Origin of the sequence: Burkholderia theae (assembly GCF_048565265.1) — a bacterium.
GTDB lineage: Bacteria > Pseudomonadota > Gammaproteobacteria > Burkholderiales > Burkholderiaceae > Burkholderia > Burkholderia theae.
Genome location: NZ_CP183461.1, coordinates 3,272,214 through 3,290,740 on the forward strand (window position 1 = coordinate 3,272,214; position 18,527 = coordinate 3,290,740).

An 18,527-nucleotide genomic window follows, 5' to 3' on the forward strand; every position below is an offset into this window, starting at 1 on the left:
CAATACCGCGATACCGCCGCCGTCAACGCGCGCCGCGCATGCGGCGTGCCGGCCCCGCCGGCCTGCGCGCGATGCACTTGCCGTACGCGACGAGCCAGCAGTCGCGATGATCGAAGTTCCGCAGCAGCCGCGCGCGGCGCCGCTCGAGCCAATAGAGCGAGATCATCATCGTCAGCGCGACGGCCAGTGCCCCGCCGCCGATCGCGAGTCCTATCCAGGTATCGCCCATGCCTTCTCCGGAATGCGAGACCGAAGCGGTACGCCTGCCGCCGCTCCGGCACTGGATCTAGCGGAACGCGGCCCGGCACGTGCGCGAACGCCGTCCGGGCCGCCACGCGTCAATGCATGTGCTGGCCGCCGTTGATCGCGATGTTGGAGCCCGTCACGAAGCCGGCCTCCTCCGAGCACAGGTAGGCGACCAGCGCCGCGACTTCCTCGGGCTTGCCGAGCCGGCCGGCCGGGATTTGCGGGAGGATCTTCGTATCGAGGATCTCCTGCGGAATCGCGGTGACCATCTTCGTCGCGAGGTAGCCCGGCGACACCGTGTTCACCGTCACGCCCTTGCGCGCGATCTCGAGCGCGAGCGATTTCGTGAAGCCGTGCATGCCGGCCTTCGCGGCCGCGTAGTTGGTCTGGCCGACCGAGCCCTTCGAGCCGTTCACCGACGAAATGTTGACGATGCGACCCCAGCCGCGCTCGACCATGCTTTCGCAGACGGGCTTCGTCATGTTGAACACGGAGTCGAGGTTCGTGCGGATCACCGCATCCCAGTTGACCTTGTCGAGCTTGCGCAGCGTCATGTCGCGCGTGATGCCCGCGTTGTTCACGAGAATGTCGACCGGGCCGACGTCCCGCACGATCTTCTCGATGCATTGCTGGCACGAATCGTGATCGGCCACGTCCACCGGGTACGCATGGAACTCGCGACCGGCCGCGTGCATCTCGGTCAGCCAGCGGTCCGCGCCGGTGTTGTTCGGCGAATACGTGACGACTACCCGGTGGCCCGCGTCGTTCAACCTGATGCTGACCGCTTCGCCGAGGCCGCCCATTCCACCTGTCACAACTGCAATTCGCTTAGTCATCCTATAAATTACCGACAAAAAATTAATCGATGAATGCGGGGCGGCGGCATCGTACATGCTGCCGCCCCACCGCTACGATGCGCAGCCGCCCGCGTCGCGGGCGCGGCACGCACCGGAACCTCGCGCTTGTTGTTGGCTGCTTGTCGTGCGCGAAACCGCTTCGCGCGAATGCCGTGCTTGCCGGCACCGCATCCGCGTGATGTCGTCAGACCCTGCTCAGACGCGCTCGACCGCGAGCGCGACACCCATCCCGCCGCCGATGCACAGCGACGCCAGCCCGCGCTTCGCATCGCGCTTGGCCATCTCGTGCAGCAGCGTCACCAGGATCCGGCAGCCCGACGCGCCGATCGGGTGACCGATCGCGATCGCGCCGCCGTTCACGTTCACCTTCGACGTGTCCCAGCCCATCTGCTTGTGCACCGCCAGCGCCTGCGCCGCGAACGCCTCGTTGATCTCCATTAGGTCCAGGTCACCCGGCGTCCAGCCCGCGCGCTCCAGGCACCGGCGCGAGGCCGGCACCGGGCCCATGCCCATCACGCTCGGATCCACGCCCGCGTTCGCATACGCCTTGATCCGCGCCAGCGGCGTCAGGCCGAGTGCCGCCGCCTTCTGCGCCGACATCACCAGCACCGCCGCCGCGCCGTCGTTCAGGCCCGACGCATTCGCCGCCGTCACCGAACCGTCCTTCGAGAACGCCGGCTTCAGCCCCGCCAGCGATTCCGCCGTCACGCCGTGACGCACGAACTCGTCGGTCGCGAACTGCAGCGGCTCGCCCTTGCGTTGCGGGATCGACACCGGCACGATCTCGTCGTTGAAGCGGCCGGCCTTCTGCGCCGCTTCCGCCTTGTTCTGCGACAGCGCCGCGAACGCGTCCTGCTCGTCGCGCGTGATCCCGTATTCCTTCGCGACGTTCTCCGCCGTGATACCCATGTGGTACTGGTTGTACACGTCCCACAGGCCGTCGACGATCATCGTGTCGACCAGCTTCGCGTCGCCCATCCGGAACCCGTCGCGCGAGCCCGGCAGCACGTGCGGCGATGCGCTCATGTTCTCCTGGCCGCCCGCGATCACGATCTCCGCGTCGCCCGCCACGATCGCATTCGCCGCCAGCATCACGGCCTTCAGGCCCGAGCCGCACACCTTGTTGATCGTCATCCCCGGCACTGCCGTCGGCAGCCCGGCCTTGATCAGCGACTGCCGCGCCGGGTTCTGCCCCGAACCGGCCGTCAGCACGTGGCCCATGATCACTTCGCTGACCTGCTCGGGCTTCACGCCCGCACGCTCCAGCACCGCGCGGATCACCGTCGCGCCCAACTCCGGCGCCGCAATCTTCGCAAGCGAGCCGCCGAATTTGCCGACCGCGGTACGCGCGGCCGATACGATCACTACGTCCGTCATGTTCAGTTCCTGCATCGAAATCAGTTCGTCGTTCTGACGCCGGCAAGGGCCGGCTGCAACTGGCGATCGCGCATCCCGGGCCACCCGCGATGGCGATCGCATGCCGCCGCGCCACAAGCCACGCCCGGTCGCGCCGACGGCACACCGGCATGGGCCGCCCGTGCACCGGCACCTTGCGGCAAACCGGAGGGTCGCCGGACACCGCGTGGCACACACGGCGTCCGGCGCCATCCGGCACCGTTCAATCGTGCCGCGCACGCGCGCGGCACGTTCTCACGTCGTTACGCGGCCGATTCGCGCGCGGCCGCTGCATCCTTGCGTGCGGCGGCAGCCGTCTGCTTGCCGCCACGCGTGGCCGTTTCGCTGACCGCATCGAAGCCGCTCTGCGCGGCTTCGATCGCCTGCCCCGTCGCTGCACGCACGGAGTCGGCCGCGGCGGTCGCCGCGGACAGCGCCGAATTCAGCGCAGCCACCACGGACTCCGAGCCGGCCGGCGCATGCTTCGACAGCTCGCCGATCACGTCCTTCAGGCGCTTGTCGTTCTGTTCGTATTGCGCCTGCGCGACCTTCGCCCATTCGGATTGCGTCGACACGGCGATGTCGAACAGATGGCGGCCGTACGACACGACCTTGCCTGCCGCTTCCTGCGGCGCGGCCACTTGCTGCGCGAAGCCCACGGCCGGATTGCTGCTGTTGAATGCGTTCTTCAGCTTGTCCTCGTACTCCGTGAGCGCCGTCCGGGCCGCTTGCAGGTTGAGTTCGACGACAGCCTCGAAGCCTTGGATCGCCGGACGGGCGATCGCAAACCATGCGGCGATTCCGGATTGATAATCGGCGGTCAGTTTTTCGGGGGCAAATACGGACATCGGGCACGCTCCTGTTGGCAATGCGAGAGACGACGTAAAGAAAAATGGAAGCCAGATCGACAATCGCTTCCTTATTGGCAACCCGTCACCCATTTGGATGCAGGAAGTTGAAGAAGGCCATTCTAGATCGATTAATTGTCAATTAAATGGCATTAATGCTAGGTGTAAACCCTTATTTTCCCGCCGAGCGGCCGCTGAAGCCCGAGCCGCGTCGACATCGCAGATGGGAACACCGCAGCATCTCGCCCTGGAACGATTTTTACCTTTTTACAGCATAGCGCACCATGATTTTTCGCAACATTTACCCATGCATTATTCCGGTTATTAGAAAACAGGTGCACATTGAAAATGAAGCGGTCGCTTATGTAATCGTTTTTCCAGATTTATCCTGAAATCGTTTTCGGGATTATTAATGACGAAATCAATGATCGGATGAATTGCGGGGCGCAATGAAAAAGCGGCCGTATGAAACGGCCGCCGCCGGCACTGGCACCGGTATGCGCGAGATCAGCCGGCCAGTTCACGATGCAGCGCGCGGAATTCCTGCGCGAGCTTGTGCCCGGGCTCGAGGTGGATCACCGGCTTGGATTGCTGATGCGACTCGCGGATCTTCACCGACGCGGATAACCTCGACGCCAGCACCGGCAGCCCTTCGTCGACGAGTTCGTCGACCAGCTGTTGCGGCAGGCTCGCGCGCGGCTGGAACTGGTTGATGACGATGCCTTCCACCTCGAGCGCCGCGTTGTGGTCCTGCTGGATTTCCTTCACGTTCTCGAGCAGCGTGTACAGCGCGCGACGCGAGAAGTCGTCGCAGTCGAACGGGATCAGGCAGCGCTCGACCGCGATCAGCGCCGAGCGCGTATAGAAATTCAGCGCGGGCGGTGTGTCGATGTACACGGCGTCGTAGGTGTCGAGCTCGTTCAGCGCGTCGCGCAGCTTGTAGATCTTGTAGCGCGATTCGAGCTTGCCGTGCAGCGTGTCGAGATCCGGATGCGCCGGCATCACGTCGAGCCCTTCGAACGGGGTCGGATGGATGAACGATGCGACGTCGACCGGACGGAAGTTGAAGGTCAGCGCGGTTTCGAAGAAACCGGCGACGCCCGGTTGCGCGTCGGCCGCGGCGTCGCCGAGCAGATAGCGCGTGGAGTTCGCCTGCGCATCGAGGTCGATGACGAGCGTGCGCAACCCTTCGCTCGCGCTGATCGCCGCCAGGTTGCAGACGATCGTCGATTTGCCCACGCCGCCCTTCTGGTTGAATACGACCCGCCGCATGGTGTCCCCTCGATCGAAACGTCGAAAAAACCAGCTTAGCCGGTCAATCATGGCGTCCGCGTGACGCAGGTCGAATAACGCGCGACTTGTGTGCGGCACGCATCAGGTGCGCGGCAGCGCCCCCGACACATACCGGTTGCCGGGCACGCTCCACCGCCACGGAAGATCCGTGCCGACGCGAATGCCGATGCGCGGCCCGCCCGCCAGATCCGTGGGCGGCGCCATGCCGTCGTCCACGATCGCGAACCCTTCGTGCGCGCCGACCAGGTCGACGCCGTCCTGCGCGCCGCCGATCCCCATTGCCTGGGTCAGCCGGGCCGGCCCGCGGCACAGGTCGCGATCGCGCGTCTGCGGCGGCCGTGCCGTGCGCATGTGCGCGAGCCCCTGCAGCGGTTCCAGCGCACGGATCAGCACGCCCGTTCCCGTGCCATCCGGCCCGCACACGCAGTTGCAGCACCAGTGCATGCCGTAAGTGAAATAGACGTACAGGTGCCCCGCCGGCCCGAACATCGTCGCATTGCGCGGCGTCTTGCCGCGATAGGTATGCGCCGCCGGGTCGATCGCACCGGCATAGGCCTCCACTTCGACGATGCGGCCGGCCCGGCCGTCCGCTGCCGCGAGAATCTTGTTGAGCAGTTGCGGGGCGACGTCGGTGGCCATGCGGTCGAAGAACGCGCGCGGCAACACGGTGCCCGGCCACACGGGCGCGGTTTTATCGCGCCGCATCCTGCCCCTCCGGTTGGCGACCGGAAACGGCCCGCGCCTGCAGATGGAGCTGGCGGTACGCGTCGACCAGATCATCGAGGCCGAACGCAAGATTTCTCCCGCTGGGATTGGGCAGCACCCACACGCTCGCGCGCTGCATACGGGCCGGCTGCAATCCCCACGCGACTTCGCGCTGACCGGCAAGCGCCGAATACGCCGCCTTGCCGAGAAACGCGACGAAGCGCGGCCCATAACGCGCCACCTTCTGCTCGAACGCCGCGGCCGCGGCGATGAATTCCGCGCGCGAAAGCTGATCGGCGCTCGCCGTCGGTCGCTTCACCACCGCCGTCAAACCGCAGCCGTACCGGAGTATCGCGCGATCGTCCTGCGGCGAAATTTCCATCGGTGTGAAGCCGGCGAGATGGATCACGCGCCAGAAGCGGTTGCTTCTCCCCGCGAAGTGATGCCCTGTCGCGGCAGCAGTCAGACCGGGATTGATCCCGCAGAACAGCACGTCGAGATGTGGAGCGATGAGGTCGGGGAGTTCGTCAGCCACGATTCGTCTGGATTGCGAGGGACAAGGACATCAATGAAAAGGACCCCGGCGATCGCCCAATAGACGTGAGCGACGCGATCCGGATCACGGCGGACCGCTTGCCGCCTCGTCGACAGGTCGGGGTTCGACCATTTGATCACGCTTTCGCCACACGATGCGCATCGATCCTGCGCAGTCAACCGGCTGGCCCAACGGCTAGTCCTCTTCGCGTCGGGACCGGCGAATCAAATGCCACTCCAGATAGGCGCTGTGTCCGAACAGGATCGCCGACGTCAATGCCAGACGCCCCGTCGTGAGCACGCCCGGCGCCACGACACTGCTCAACGCTGCCACCCCGACCGACATCGGAAGCGTTCTGCCAAACGCACCCAGCAAGACGGCAAACCATCCATCGCCGAATTCCTTGCTGAAGCGCTCGGGGTAAAGGCCGTACCTCAAGAACTTCCTGACCGGGCTTCGCGAATCACGAAAATGCATGACGACTCCCGACATTTCAATGCATCGAACACGACAGGCGCGCGAGCATCGAAATGCTCGCACGCACCCTCCGGACAGGCAAAACTGCCCGTCGATCTTCAGAACTTGCAGATCCAGGCCTGTCCGAGGAACGCGCCCGCGCCACTCAGAAGTGCTGCTTGCGGGCCACGGGCGGCGCCCACCAGGGCTGCCCCACCAACCGCCGCCCAATTGATGGGTGCCGGATTAAGTTGACACGAAAAAGCGCCGCTGACCTGTTTCAGGTCGTTCCGTTTGAGCTCGCGCATCGATTCGATCTCCTGATAAAAGTTGACTTTGGCCGGCTGCATCTGCGATCACACTCAGTGCCGACAACGCACTCTATCCGCAGGAGCCGTCTCGATAAATATGGAATTTCTCATGGGTGTGAAGAAATCCGCGACGAAATCGCTGAACCGCTCCGCTCAAGATGCAGGCTCAAGAATCGAGATAACTGTCGGGTTCAGGGATTCGTAGACCGCACCCGTTTCCCGCCGGCCGGGTATCGGCTTTCGTCTTGCGGAGAAGGGGGATACGCGGAACCGTGGAAACAAAAAGAAAAACCCCGCACAAAGGCGGGGTTGATCTATACAGATTCTGCTGACGGGAGGTCAGAACGGAATATCGTCGTCCATCTCGTCGAAGCCGCCACCTGCCGGTGCGCTCGGACGGCTCTGCGCGCCGCCGCCAGCACCGCCACGCGCCGCGCCGCCGGCACGACCGCCGCCACCACCGCCGCGCTCCATCTGCTCGCCACGACCGCCGCCGCCACCACCACCGTAGCCGCCGCCGTAACCGCCTTCGTCACCACCACCGCCGCCACCGCCCGCACCGCCGCGGCCGCCGAGCATCTGCATCTGGTCCGCGACGATTTCGGTCGAGTAACGATCCTGACCGTCCTGACCCTGCCACTTGCGCGTGCGGATGCGGCCTTCGATATAGACCGACGAACCCTTCTTCAGGTATTCGCTGACGATCTCCGCCAGACGGCCGAAGAACGCGACGCGATGCCACTCGGTCATTTCCTTGAAATCGCCGCTTGCCTTGTCCTTGTAGCGGTCGGTCGTCGCGAGACGAATGTTCGCAACCGCGTCGCCGCTCGGCAGGTAACGGACTTCAGGATCGGCGCCGAGATTGCCGACGAGGATGACCTTGTTGACGGATGCCATGTGTTTCTCCAGTAAATTCGATGCCGGGCCGCCCGCGCGTGCGTCGGAGCAGCCCGCCGGACAAGCCGGCGACGCCGCCGGTGCCTGCCCGACAATAGGTTCAGGCCTTGCGCGGCGGCGCTTTCATGCTGGCCGCGATTATAAGCCACGCTGCAACGAGCCCAGAACACGCGTAGAACACCGTGTTCGCACCGCCGTGCTTCAGCAGCCAGCCGCCCGCGATGCCGCCGAGCGCGAGCCCGATCGACTGCGTGGTGTTGTAGACGCCCGTGGCCGCGCCCTTGCGCGAACCCGGCGCGAGCTTCGACACGAGCGACGGCTGCGACGCTTCCAGGATGTTGAACCCCAGGAAGTACACGAACAGGATCGCCGCCACAATCATGATGGTATGCGGCGCGCTGCCCAGCAGCAATTGGCCGATCAGGATAGCCAGAATGCCGCCCAGCAGCACCGGCTTCATCTTGCCCCGTTTTTCCGCGACGATGATCGCCGGGACCATCATCACGAACGCGAGCCCCATCACCGGCAGATACACCTTCCAGTGCGCGGCGACCGGCAGCCCGCCGTCGACGAGCAGGCGCGGCACGACGAGGAACAGCGCCGTCTGCGTCGCGTGCAGCACCAGCACGCCGAAGTTCAGGCGCAGCAGCTCGACGTTGTGCAGCACCTCGGCGAACGGCGCGGGCACGTGCACGGGCTTGGCCGCGTCGGGCACGATCCACAGCACGACGCCGATTGCGAGAATCGACAGCACGCCGACGATCGCGAACAGCCCGCTCATCCCGACCCAGTGGAACACGATCGGCGCGCCGACGATCGCGACCGCGAACGACACGCCGATCGACCCGCCAACCATTGCCATCGCCTTCGTGCGGTTCTGCTCGGAGGTCAGGTCGGCGATGAACGCCAGCACCGCGGACGACACGGCGCCCATCCCCTGGATCACGCGACCGACGATGATCCACGTGATGTCGTGCGCGGACGCGGCGACGAAGCTGCCGAGCGCGAAGATCACGAGGCCCGTGGCGATCACCGGCTTGCGGCCGAACTTGTCGGACGCCCAGCCGTAGAAGATGTAGAACAGCGACTGCGTGACGCCGTAGGCCCCAAGCGCGATACCGACGAGCAGCACGTTGTCGCCGCCCGGGATGGTTTTCGCGTAGACCGAGAACACCGGCATGATCATGAACAGGCCGAGCATGCGCAGCGCGAAGATCGCCGCGAGCGACGTGGTCGCGCGCAATTCGGGCGCAGTCATGCGGGAAGACGTGGCAGACGGATTGGACATCGGGAATGAATTTCGAATGATCGGAATGTCCGCCCGACACCGGGCGGCGGAAGATCAGGACCAGCGGCCCGGGAGGCCTGACGGGCGACACGTCGGGGCAGGATGCCGGCGGCCTGCGGGCCGCCCTGAACCGCGCGGCGCGACCGCTTTCCCCGGCGCAGGCGCCGCCTTGCTGCCACCTGCTGTAAAGGCTGGGGGCCCCAAACGACGGTCTCGAAAAGCCGTTATAGTAGCAGGTTTGGTTCCCTCCATTTTCGCCAGGTTCATGGAACAGATCCGTATCCGTGGGGCACGTACCCACAACCTGAAAAACGTCAATCTCGACCTGCCGCGCCACAAGCTGATCGTGATTACCGGGTTGTCCGGGTCGGGCAAGTCGTCGCTCGCGTTCGACACCCTTTATGCCGAGGGCCAGCGCCGCTACGTCGAAAGCCTGTCTGCGTATGCCCGCCAGTTCCTGCAGTTGATGGAGAAACCCGACGTCGACCTGATCGAGGGTCTGTCGCCCGCGATCTCGATCGAGCAGAAGGCGACGTCCCACAACCCGCGTTCGACCGTCGGCACGGTCACCGAAATCCACGACTACCTGCGACTTTTGTACGCACGTGTCGGCACGCCGTACTGCCCCGATCACGAGATTCCGCTCGAGGCACAGAGCGTGTCGCAGATGGTCGACGCGGCGCTCGCGCTGCCCGAGGAAACCAAGCTGATGATCCTCGCGCCCGTCGTCGCGAACCGCAAGGGCGAGCACGCCGAGCTGTTCGAGGACATGCAGGCGCAGGGCTTCGTGCGCTTTCGCGTGCGCTCGGGCGGCGGCACCGCGAACGAAGGCGTCGCGAAGATCTACGAGGTCGAGTCGCTGCCGAAGCTCAAGAAGAACGACAAGCACACGATCGACGTCGTCGTCGATCGTCTGAAGGTCCGCCCGGACATGAAGCAGCGCCTGGCCGAATCGTTCGAGACGGCGCTGCGCCTTGCCGACGGCCGCGCGATCGCGCTCGAGATGGACACCGACCACGAGCACCTGTTCAGCTCGAAGTTCGCGTGCCCGATCTGCTCGTACTCGCTGCAGGAGCTCGAGCCGCGCCTGTTCTCGTTCAACAACCCGATGGGCGCGTGCCCGGAATGCGACGGCCTCGGCCAGATCACGTTCTTCGACCCGAAGCGGGTCGTCGCGCACCCGTCGCTGTCGCTCGCCGCGGGCGCCGTGAAGGGCTGGGACCGCCGCAACCAGTTCTACTTCCAGATGCTGCAGAGCCTTGCGGCGTTCTACGAATTCGACATCGACGCCGCCTTCGAGGATCTCCCGGAAAAGATCCGGAAGGTGCTGCTGTTCGGCTCGGGCAAGCAGACGATCCCGTTCTCGTACATCAACGAGCGCGGCCGCACGACGATCCGCGAGCACGTGTTCGAAGGGATCATCCCGAACCTCGAACGCCGCTACCGCGAGACCGATTCGGTCGCGGTGCGCGAAGAACTGTCGAAGTACCAGAACAACCAGCCGTGCCCGTCGTGCGAAGGCACACGCCTGCGCCGCGAGGCGCGCCACGTGCGGATCGGCACGGGCGACTACGCGCGCGGCATCTATGAAATCAGCGGCTGGCCGCTGCGCGACGCGCTCGGCTACTTCGACGGCCTGACGCTCGAAGGCGCGAAGCGCGAGATCGCCGACAAGGTGATCAAGGAAATCGTCGCGCGCCTGACGTTCCTGAACAACGTCGGCCTCGACTACCTGTCGCTCGAGCGCAGCGCCGAAACGCTGTCGGGCGGCGAAGCGCAGCGCATCCGGCTCGCGTCGCAGATCGGCTCGGGCCTGACGGGCGTGATGTACGTGCTCGACGAGCCGTCGATCGGCCTGCACCAGCGCGACAACGACCGCCTGATCTCGACGCTCAAGCACCTGCGCGACCTCGGCAACTCGGTGATCGTCGTCGAGCACGACGAGGACATGATCCGCACGGCCGACTACGTCGTCGACATGGGCCCCGGCGCCGGCGAACACGGCGGCGTGGTAGTGGCCGAAGGCACGCCGAAGCAGGTGCAGTCGAACCCGCAGTCGCTGACGGGCCAGTACCTGCTCGGCAAGCGCACGATCGAGTATCCGGACGAACGGCTCGCGCCCGATCCCGAGCGCATGCTGCGCATCGTCGACGCGTACGGCAACAACCTGAAGCACGTCGATCTCGAACTGCCGGTCGGCCTGCTGACCTGCATCACCGGCGTATCGGGTTCCGGCAAGTCGACGCTGATCAACGACACGCTGTATCACGCGGTCGCGCGCCACCTGTACGGTTCGTCGGCCGAGCCGGCGCCGCACGAGGCGATCGAGGGCCTCGAGCACTTCGACAAGGTGATCAACGTCGACCAGTCGCCGATCGGCCGCACGCCGCGCTCGAACCCGGCCACCTATACCGGCCTGTTCACGCCGATCCGCGAGCTGTTCTCGGGCGTGCCGACCTCGAAGGAGCGCGGCTACGATCCGGGCCGCTTCTCGTTCAACGTGAAGGGCGGCCGCTGCGAATCGTGCCAGGGCGACGGCGTGCTGAAGGTCGAGATGCACTTCCTGCCGGACGTCTACGTACCGTGCGACGTGTGCCACGGCAAGCGCTACAACCGCGAAACGCTCGAAGTGCAGTACAAGGGCAAGAACGTCAGCGAAGTGCTCGACATGACGGTCGAGCATGCGTACGAGTTCTTCAGCGCGGTGCCGGTCATCGCGCGCAAGCTGAAGACGCTGCTCGACGTCGGCCTCGGCTACATCCGCCTCGGCCAGTCGGCCACGACGCTGTCGGGCGGCGAGGCGCAGCGCGTGAAGCTGTCGCTAGAGCTGTCCAAGCGCGACACGGGCCGCACGCTGTACATCCTCGACGAGCCGACCACCGGCCTGCACTTCCACGACATCGCGCTGCTGCTCGAGGTGATCCACCGGCTGCGCGACCAGGGCAACACGGTCGTGATCATCGAGCACAACCTCGACGTGATCAAGACGGCCGACTGGGTGATCGACCTCGGCCCCGAAGGCGGTGCCGGCGGTGGCCAGATCATCGCGCAGGGCACGCCCGAGCAGGTCGCGAAGACCAAGGCGAGCTTCACCGGCAAGTACCTCGCGCCGCTGCTCAAGCGCCCGACCCGCAAGGCCGCGGTCGGCTGACGCGCGTTGCACCCTTCCCGCGCGCGGCCGCCCGGCCGCGCGCGTCCCTCCGCGACGCGCCGCCCGCCTCCCCTCGTTTTCCCTTCTGCGTTTACACCATGCGCCAAACGGCCCGGTTGCGGACCATAATGGCGGCTATACTTTACGGTCGTAAGGTTCGTCCTACGCACCAATCCGGTGCAACTCCGGGCGGGCACCGCTCTGTCGCGCATTACGCGGCATGACACACGAACGACAGGAATCCACGATGGAGAAGCAACAAGACTCGTCGCGCGATGCGCAGAACCGCGAGCCGCACCTGCGCAGCGTGCGGCTGACGAGCGACTTCAGCCTGCCGAATCTGTCGGCACTCGAAATCGGCAGCTATCTCTTCGCGATCGTTGCAATGTGGCTCGTGATCGAGCTCAAGCTGCTCGGCGGGCTGCTGGCCGGCCTGCTCGTCTATCAGCTCATCCACACGATCGCGCCCGTGATCGAACGCCACACCACGAGCATGCGCGCGCGCTGGGTCGCCGTCGTGCTGCTGTCGATCGTGATCGTCGGCGGGCTCACGGGCCTGACGATCGGCATCATCGAACACTTCGAGCGCACGGTGCCGAACCTGCAGAGCCTGCTCGACCAGCTGATGCAGATCGTCGAGCAAACCCGCGCACGCACGCCGGCCTGGATCGCGAACCTGCTGCCCGTCGACGTCGAACAGATGAAGACCAAGGCCGCCGTGCTGATGCACTCGCACATGGACCAGCTCCAGCAGAGCGGCAAGAGCGTCGCGCGCGGCTTCGGCCACGTGCTGTTCGGGATGATCATCGGCGCGATGATCGCGATCGGCGTCGAGCACGGCAAGGTGCGCCGGCCGCTGTCGACCGCGCTCGTCACGCGCGTGTCGCGCTTCTCCGACGCGTTCCGCCGCATCGTGTTCGCGCAGATCAAGATCTCGGCGATCAACGCGGTGTTCACCGGCATCTACCTGCTCGTCGCGCTGCCGCTCTTCCACGAACGGCTGCCGCTGTCGAAAACGCTCGTGCTCGTCACGTTCATCGTCGGCCTGCTGCCCGTGATCGGCAACCTGATCTCGAACACGCTGATCGTCGCCGTGTCGCTGTCGGTCAGCATGGGCACCGCGATCGCGTCGCTCGCGTTCCTCGTGGTCATCCACAAGCTCGAATACTTCCTGAACGCGAAGATCATCGGCGGCCAGATCGAGTCGCGCGCGTGGGAGCTGCTGCTCGCGATGCTGATCATGGAAGCCGCGTTCGGGCTGCCGGGCGTGATCGCCGCGCCGATCTTCTATGCGTACCTGAAGCGCGAGCTGTACCTGCTGCGGCTGATCTGAAGCCCGCGTATCAGGCGATAAAAAACGCCGCGCCCCGTGAAGGGCGCGGCGTTTTCATTTGTGCCGGCAGGCCGATCAGCGGAACACGACCGTCTTCGTCCCGTTCAGCACGACCCGGTGCTCGACGTGCCACTTCACCGCGCGCGCGAGCGTCACGCACTCGACGTCGCGGCCGATCGCGGTCAGCTGGTCGGGCGTCATGCTGTGGTCGACGCGCTCGACTTCCTGCTCGATGATCGGGCCTTCGTCGAGATCGGTCGTCACGTAGTGCGCGGTCGCGCCGATCAGCTTCACGCCACGGTCGAACGCCTGGTAATACGGCTTCGCGCCCTTGAAGCTCGGCAGGAACGAATGGTGGATGTTGATCGCGCGCCCGGCGAGCTGCTGGCACATGTTCGGCGACAGGATCTGCATGTAGCGCGCGAGCACGACCAGATCGGCCTGGTGCTCGTCGATCACTTCCAGCACGCGCGCTTCCTGCGCGGCCTTCGCGGCATCGGACGAGCCGCCGATCAGCGGGAAGTGATGGAACGGGATGTTGTAGCTCGCGGCGAGCTGGTAGAACTCCTTGTGGTTCGACACGATCGCCGGGATCTCGATCGGCAGCTGGCCGGTGCGATAGCGGAACAGCAGGTCGTTCAGGCAATGGCCGATCTTCGACACCATGATCACGACGCGCGGCTTCACGGCCGCGTCGTGCAGCTCCCAGCGCATCGAGAAGCGTTCCGCGAGCGGCGCGAATTCCTTGCGAAGCGTGTCGAGCGCCGACGCGGCATCCGCGCCGCCGCCGTCCTGCTCGAAGTGCACGCGCATGAAGAATTCGCTGGTACGGCTGTCGCCGAACTGCGCCGAATCGAGGATGTTGTTGCTGCGCTCGAACAGGAAGCCCGAGACCGCGTGGACGATGCCGTGCCGGTCGGGGCACGACAGTTTCAAGATAAAGCTGTGATCGGTCGGCATGACCGCTACTCCCTTCGTTTCCGTATTCGTCAAATTGCCCGTTCGCACCGCGGGGCCGCCAGTCGCGGCGCGCGTCACGCGGCCGGCGCGAACAGCGCGTCGATGCCCGCCGCGTCGGCCGCCGCGAGCCAGCGATGGCGCAGCAGCGTATCGAGCGTCGCGAGGCTCGCATCCATCGTCGCGCGGCCTTCGCGCAACCAGCCGATCACCTCGGGCACGCCGGCCAGCAGGTGCTCGGCCACTTCGCCGTCCTGGTTGCGCGGCGCGAAGTCGTGCGGCAGCGGCAGGTCGTACACAAAGATCAGTTCGGACTGCGTGCCTTCCGGCAGCGAGCACAGCACCTGCACCGCGCGGCCCGCGATCGCGCGCACCGCCAGTTCGGCCGGAATACCGGCTTCTTCCCAGCACTCCTTCGCGAGCGTCTCGTGAACGCTCAAGCCCCAGCCGATGCCGCCCGCGACGACGTTGTCGAGCATGCCGGGATCGGTTGCCTTGGTCGCGCTGCGGCGGCCGAGCCACATCTGCGGCACGGCCGCGGCGGAAGGCGCGCCCGGCGCAACCGCATATTCTACGATGCCGTTCAGATGCACCGCATAAGTCTGCGTGCCGAAAAAGCGCGACGCGGCGCGCTCGATGTACGCGAGCGGCGGATCGTCGAAGCGGTTGCGGATCGCATAGATCTCGTCGCGCCAGCCCGGAATCGCGCCTTCGGCCGCGAGCGCGCCGATCGCGCTCGCCAGCGCCATGCTGCGCGCGTCGACCGAGTCGTAGCGCGCCGACAGCACGACGTGCTCGCCGGTCAGCTCGAACACGTCGGGCCAGCGGGCAAGCTTCGCGACGTCCTGGCGGCGCACCCAGCCAACCGCCTGGCCGGCGATCTCGAAACGCAGGTGCGCGGCCGGATCGAAGCGCCGCGCGGCCGCGATGCACGGAAACGTCATCGCCATCAGTCCTTCAGCGCGACGCGGATGCCAAGCGCGATGAAGGTCGCGCCGGCCAGCCGGTCGAGCCACACGCCGGCCTTCGGGCGGCGCTTCAGCCAGGCGCCGATCGCACCCGCGCCGACGCCGAACAGCGAGAAGATCGCGGCCGTCTGCAGCATGAACAGCGCGCCGAGCTCGAACATCTGCAGCGTCACGCCCTGCACGCCGTGCGGATCGACGAACTGCGGCAGGAACACGACGAAGAACAGCGTGACCTTCGGGTTCATCAGGTTGCCGATCACGCTCTGCCGGAAGATCGTGCCGAGCGGCTGTGGCGGGCGCTCGTGCGCATTCGAGAGGCCCTGGCTGCGCAGCGCCTTGATGCCGATCCACACCAGATACGCGGCGCCCGCGAGCTTCAGGATCTCGAACGCGACCGGCGACGAACGCAGCAACGCCGCGACGCCGAGCGCCGCGAGCGTCGTGTGGAACAGGATCCCGGCGCTGAAGCCGAGCGCGGCGACGAAGCCGGCCGCGCGGCCCTGCGAGATGCCGCGTGCGAGCACCTGCAGGTTGTCGGGACCCGGCGCGAAGGTGATCGCGATCGACGTGGCGAGAAACAGCATGAAGTTGGGCATCGTGACCTCGCGGTTTAAGCCGGGTTTCAGTGGCCGGCGAATTCGGTGACGGTATAGACGGGCAGTCCCGCGTTGCGCAGCAGCGCCGAGCCGCCGAGATCGGGCAGGTCGATGATCGCCGCGCCTTCGACGACTTCCGCGCCGAGCCGCTGCAGCAGGTTGCGCCCCGCCATCATCGTGCCGCCGGTCGCGATCAGGTCGTCCATGATGATCACGCGGTCGCCGGGGCGGCACGCATCTTCGTGGATCTCGACCGTCGCGCTGCCGTATTCGAGGTCGTACGACTCCGAGCGCGTCTTGTACGGCAGCTTGCCGACCTTGCGGATCGGCACGAAGCCGACGCTCAGTTCGTACGCGACGATCGGTGCGATGATGAAACCGCGCGCATCGAGGCCCGCGACATAGTCGAGCTTCGCATCGACATAACGTTCGACGAACAGGTCGACGAGGATGCGCAGCGCCTTCGGGCTCTGCAGCAGCGTCGTAATGTCGCGGAACATCACGCCGGGCTGCGGCCAGTCGGGCACCGTGCGAATCTGGCTGTGGATGAAGGCGACCGGATCGAGCGGCGCGCCCGACGACGAATGCGGCATGAAACTCTCCGAAAAAAACGGTGCGCGAAGATCGGGCACCGTTTCGAATAAATACGGGTCAGGTTATTGAATCGTGGCTCAAGCGGCCGCGGCCGGCGGATCGCGCCGATGGCGCGACAGCCGCTCCTCCGCGAGCGCGAGCGCCTCGGGCAGCCCGCGCAGCACGACGATGTCGCTCGCGCGCAGCTTGGTCTGCGGGTCGGGTTCGACGCCGCGGATGCCGTGCCGGCGGATCGCCGTGACTTCCAGCCCGAGCGCATACAGCCCGAGCTCCTCCAGCGAGCGCCCGACCGCATCCGCGCGCGCATCGACCGGCACCGATTGTAGCCGCACCTGCTCGTGGTCGTCGTCGTCCGCGTCGTCCGCGCCGCGGAAATAACCGCGCAGCAGGCTGTAGCGCTCGTCGCGCATCTCCTCGACGCGCCGCACGACCTTGCGCATCGGCACGCCGACCAGCACCAGCGTGTGCGACGCGAGCATCAGGCTGCCCTCGACGATCTCCGGAATCACTTCGGTCGCGCCGGCCGCGAGCAGTTTCTCGAGATCGGCATCGTCGACGGTACGCACGATCGCGGGCAGCGTCGGCTCGAGCTCGTGCACGTGGTGCAGCACGCGCAGCGCGGACGGCGTGTTCGCATAGGTGATCGCGACGGCCGCCGCACGGTGGATACCGGCCGCGAGCAGCGACTCGCGGCGCGCCGCGTCGCCGAACACGACCGATTCGCCGGCGGTCGCGGCCGCGCTCACGCGATCGGGGTCGAGGTCGAGCGCGACATACGAGATGCCTTCCTGTTCGAGCATCCGCGCCAGGTTCTGGCCCGCGCGGCCGTAGCCGCAGATGATCACGTGGCCGCGCTGCTTGAGGCTCTGCGTCGCGATCCGCGTCATCTGCAGCGACTGCTGCATCCATTCGGTCGACGACAGCCGCATCACGATCCGGTCGGCGTTCTGGATCAGGAACGGCGCGGCGAGCATCGACAGCAGCATCGACGCGAGGATCGCCTGCAGCAGCGTCGAATCGACGAGATGCCGGTCGAGGATCAGGTTCAGCAGCACGAAGCCGAACTCGCCGGCCTGCGCGAGCCCGATACCCGTGCGCATCGCGACGCCCGGCGTCGCGCCGAACAGCCGCGCGAGCCCCGTGATCATCGTGGCCTTGAACAGCACCTGGCCGACGAAGAAGCCGAGCACGAGCAACGGATGCTCCCAGATCACGCGCGGGTCGAGCAGCATCCCGGTCGTCACGAAGAACAGGCCGAGCAGCACGTCGCGGAACGGCTTGATGTCCTCCTCCACCTGGTGACGGAACGGCGTCTCGGAGATCAGCATCCCCGCGATGAACGCGCCGAGCGCGAGCGACAGGCCGAACTTGTCGGTGATGAACGCGGCGCCGAGCGTGACGAGCAGCAGGTTCAGCACGAACAGCTCCTGCGAGCGGCGCCGCGCGACGACGTTGAGCCAGCGCGTCATGAAGCGCTGCCCGATGACCAGCAGCAGCGTGAGCGCGATCACGATCTTCACGGCCGCAAAGCCGAGCGTCAGCGCGAGATCCTTCGACGATTCGGCACCGAACGCGGCGATCACGATCAGCAGCGGCACCACCGCGAGATCCTGGAACAGCAGCACGCCGAAGATGTTGCGGCCGTGCTCGGTCTCGATCTCGAGCCGCTCGGCGAGCATCTTCGACACGATCGCCGTCGACGACATCGCGAGCGCGCCGCCGAGCGCGATGCTGCCCTGCCACGTGATGTGCACCCAGCGCTCGAACAGCGCGCCGAGCGCGAGCGCGAGCACCAGCGTCGCGACCACCTGCAGCAGCCCGAGCCCGAACACGAGCCGCTGCATCGACCTCAGCTTCGCAAGGGAGAATTCGAGGCCGATCGAGAACATCAGGAACACGACGCCGAATTCCGCGAGATGCTCGGCGCGTTCGAGATCCGCCGCGATCCCGAGCGCATGCGGGCCGACCAGGATGCCGACGGTCAGGTAGCCGAGCATCGGCGGGAGGTTCAGCGAACGGAACACGACGACGCCCACCACTGAAGCCAGCAGCAGCATGAGCGTCATTTCGAGCGGGGAAATCACGGGCAAAGCGTCC

18 protein-coding genes are annotated in these 18,527 nt (G+C 66.1%); 2 read left to right on the forward strand and 16 right to left on the reverse strand.

Features of this window, described 5'->3' with window-relative positions; genetic code table 11:
* Positions 1-22: 22 nt before the first annotated feature.
* The 11 genes from ACN22W_RS15420 to ACN22W_RS15470 all read right to left on the reverse strand — a co-directional run bounded on the left by ACN22W_RS15420 (position 23) and on the right by ACN22W_RS15470 (position 8,831).
* The gene (locus tag ACN22W_RS15420; protein WP_419685334.1) at positions 23-229 is read right to left on the reverse strand and encodes a hypothetical protein; all 207 of its coding nucleotides are present in this window, start codon (positions 227-229) and stop codon (positions 23-25) included.
* A 109-nt stretch (positions 230-338) separates the two neighbouring features.
* On the reverse strand, positions 339-1,082 hold the full coding sequence (phbB, locus tag ACN22W_RS15425) for an acetoacetyl-CoA reductase (protein ID WP_048242790.1): 744 nt from the start codon (positions 1,080-1,082) through the stop codon (positions 339-341).
* A 216-nt stretch (positions 1,083-1,298) separates the two neighbouring features.
* The gene (locus ACN22W_RS15430; protein ID WP_419685335.1) at positions 1,299-2,480 is read right to left on the reverse strand and encodes an acetyl-CoA C-acetyltransferase; all 1,182 of its coding nucleotides are present in this window, start codon (positions 2,478-2,480) and stop codon (positions 1,299-1,301) included.
* 281 nt (positions 2,481-2,761) lie between these two features.
* Positions 2,762-3,346: a TIGR01841 family phasin gene (gene phaP, locus ACN22W_RS15435; protein WP_193099103.1), complete on the reverse strand. Its 585-nt coding sequence runs from the start codon at positions 3,344-3,346 to the stop codon at positions 2,762-2,764.
* A 507-nt stretch (positions 3,347-3,853) separates the two neighbouring features.
* The gene (locus ACN22W_RS15440; RefSeq protein ID WP_048246937.1) at positions 3,854-4,618 is read right to left on the reverse strand and encodes a ParA family protein; all 765 of its coding nucleotides are present in this window, start codon (positions 4,616-4,618) and stop codon (positions 3,854-3,856) included.
* A gap of 102 nt (positions 4,619-4,720) precedes the next feature.
* Positions 4,721-5,344: a DNA-3-methyladenine glycosylase gene (locus ACN22W_RS15445; protein WP_419685336.1), complete on the reverse strand. Its 624-nt coding sequence runs from the start codon at positions 5,342-5,344 to the stop codon at positions 4,721-4,723.
* Positions 5,331-5,879: a G/U mismatch-specific DNA glycosylase gene (gene mug / locus ACN22W_RS15450; protein WP_419685337.1), complete on the reverse strand. Its 549-nt coding sequence runs from the start codon at positions 5,877-5,879 to the stop codon at positions 5,331-5,333. Before mug ends, ACN22W_RS15445 begins: the two co-directional genes overlap by 14 nt.
* 195 nt (positions 5,880-6,074) lie before the next feature.
* Positions 6,075-6,356, reverse strand: coding sequence for a hypothetical protein (locus tag ACN22W_RS15455; protein ID WP_419685338.1), 282 nt, complete (start codon positions 6,354-6,356; stop codon positions 6,075-6,077).
* Positions 6,357-6,454: 98 nt separating this feature from the next.
* A complete protein-coding gene (locus ACN22W_RS15460; RefSeq protein WP_412023005.1) occupies positions 6,455-6,685 on the reverse strand; it encodes a hypothetical protein in 231 nt (76 codons plus the stop codon).
* A 300-nt stretch (positions 6,686-6,985) separates the two neighbouring features.
* Positions 6,986-7,543 carry a single-stranded DNA-binding protein gene (locus tag ACN22W_RS15465; RefSeq protein WP_021162583.1) on the reverse strand — a complete coding sequence of 186 codons (558 nt, stop codon included), beginning with the start codon at positions 7,541-7,543 and terminating at the stop codon, positions 6,986-6,988.
* Between the two features lie 100 nt (positions 7,544-7,643).
* Positions 7,644-8,831 carry an MFS transporter gene (locus tag ACN22W_RS15470; RefSeq protein WP_048246943.1) on the reverse strand — a complete coding sequence of 396 codons (1,188 nt, stop codon included), beginning with the start codon at positions 8,829-8,831 and terminating at the stop codon, positions 7,644-7,646.
* A 265-nt stretch (positions 8,832-9,096) separates the two neighbouring features.
* On the opposite strand from ACN22W_RS15470, the gene uvrA reads away from it, so the two are divergent.
* Complete coding sequence (uvrA, locus tag ACN22W_RS15475) at positions 9,097-11,982, forward strand: excinuclease ABC subunit UvrA (protein WP_193099109.1); 2,886 nt, start codon at positions 9,097-9,099, stop codon at positions 11,980-11,982.
* 247 nt (positions 11,983-12,229) lie between these two features.
* Positions 12,230-13,315 (forward strand): AI-2E family transporter, encoded by a 1,086-nt coding sequence (locus tag ACN22W_RS15480; protein ID WP_193099111.1) that lies wholly within the window; start codon positions 12,230-12,232, stop codon positions 13,313-13,315.
* A 75-nt stretch (positions 13,316-13,390) separates the two neighbouring features.
* Here ACN22W_RS15480 and purU read toward each other — a convergent pair whose 3' ends face one another.
* From purU to ACN22W_RS15505, 5 genes are all read right to left on the reverse strand, one after another.
* Positions 13,391-14,275, reverse strand: a complete 885-nt coding sequence (gene purU, locus ACN22W_RS15485; protein WP_048246948.1) for a formyltetrahydrofolate deformylase — start codon at positions 14,273-14,275, stop codon at positions 13,391-13,393.
* A 74-nt stretch (positions 14,276-14,349) separates the two neighbouring features.
* Positions 14,350-15,216 carry a DUF4743 domain-containing protein gene (locus ACN22W_RS15490; RefSeq protein ID WP_419685339.1) on the reverse strand — a complete coding sequence of 289 codons (867 nt, stop codon included), beginning with the start codon at positions 15,214-15,216 and terminating at the stop codon, positions 14,350-14,352.
* Between the two features lie 5 nt (positions 15,217-15,221).
* A complete protein-coding gene (locus tag ACN22W_RS15495) occupies positions 15,222-15,836 on the reverse strand; it encodes a LysE family translocator (protein WP_419685340.1) in 615 nt (204 codons plus the stop codon).
* Between the two features lie 26 nt (positions 15,837-15,862).
* A complete protein-coding gene (locus ACN22W_RS15500; RefSeq protein ID WP_011353218.1) occupies positions 15,863-16,429 on the reverse strand; it encodes an adenine phosphoribosyltransferase in 567 nt (188 codons plus the stop codon).
* A gap of 78 nt (positions 16,430-16,507) precedes the next feature.
* Positions 16,508-18,514 carry a monovalent cation:proton antiporter family protein gene (locus ACN22W_RS15505; protein WP_048247155.1) on the reverse strand — a complete coding sequence of 669 codons (2,007 nt, stop codon included), beginning with the start codon at positions 18,512-18,514 and terminating at the stop codon, positions 16,508-16,510.
* Between the last annotated feature and the right edge of the window lie 13 nt (positions 18,515-18,527).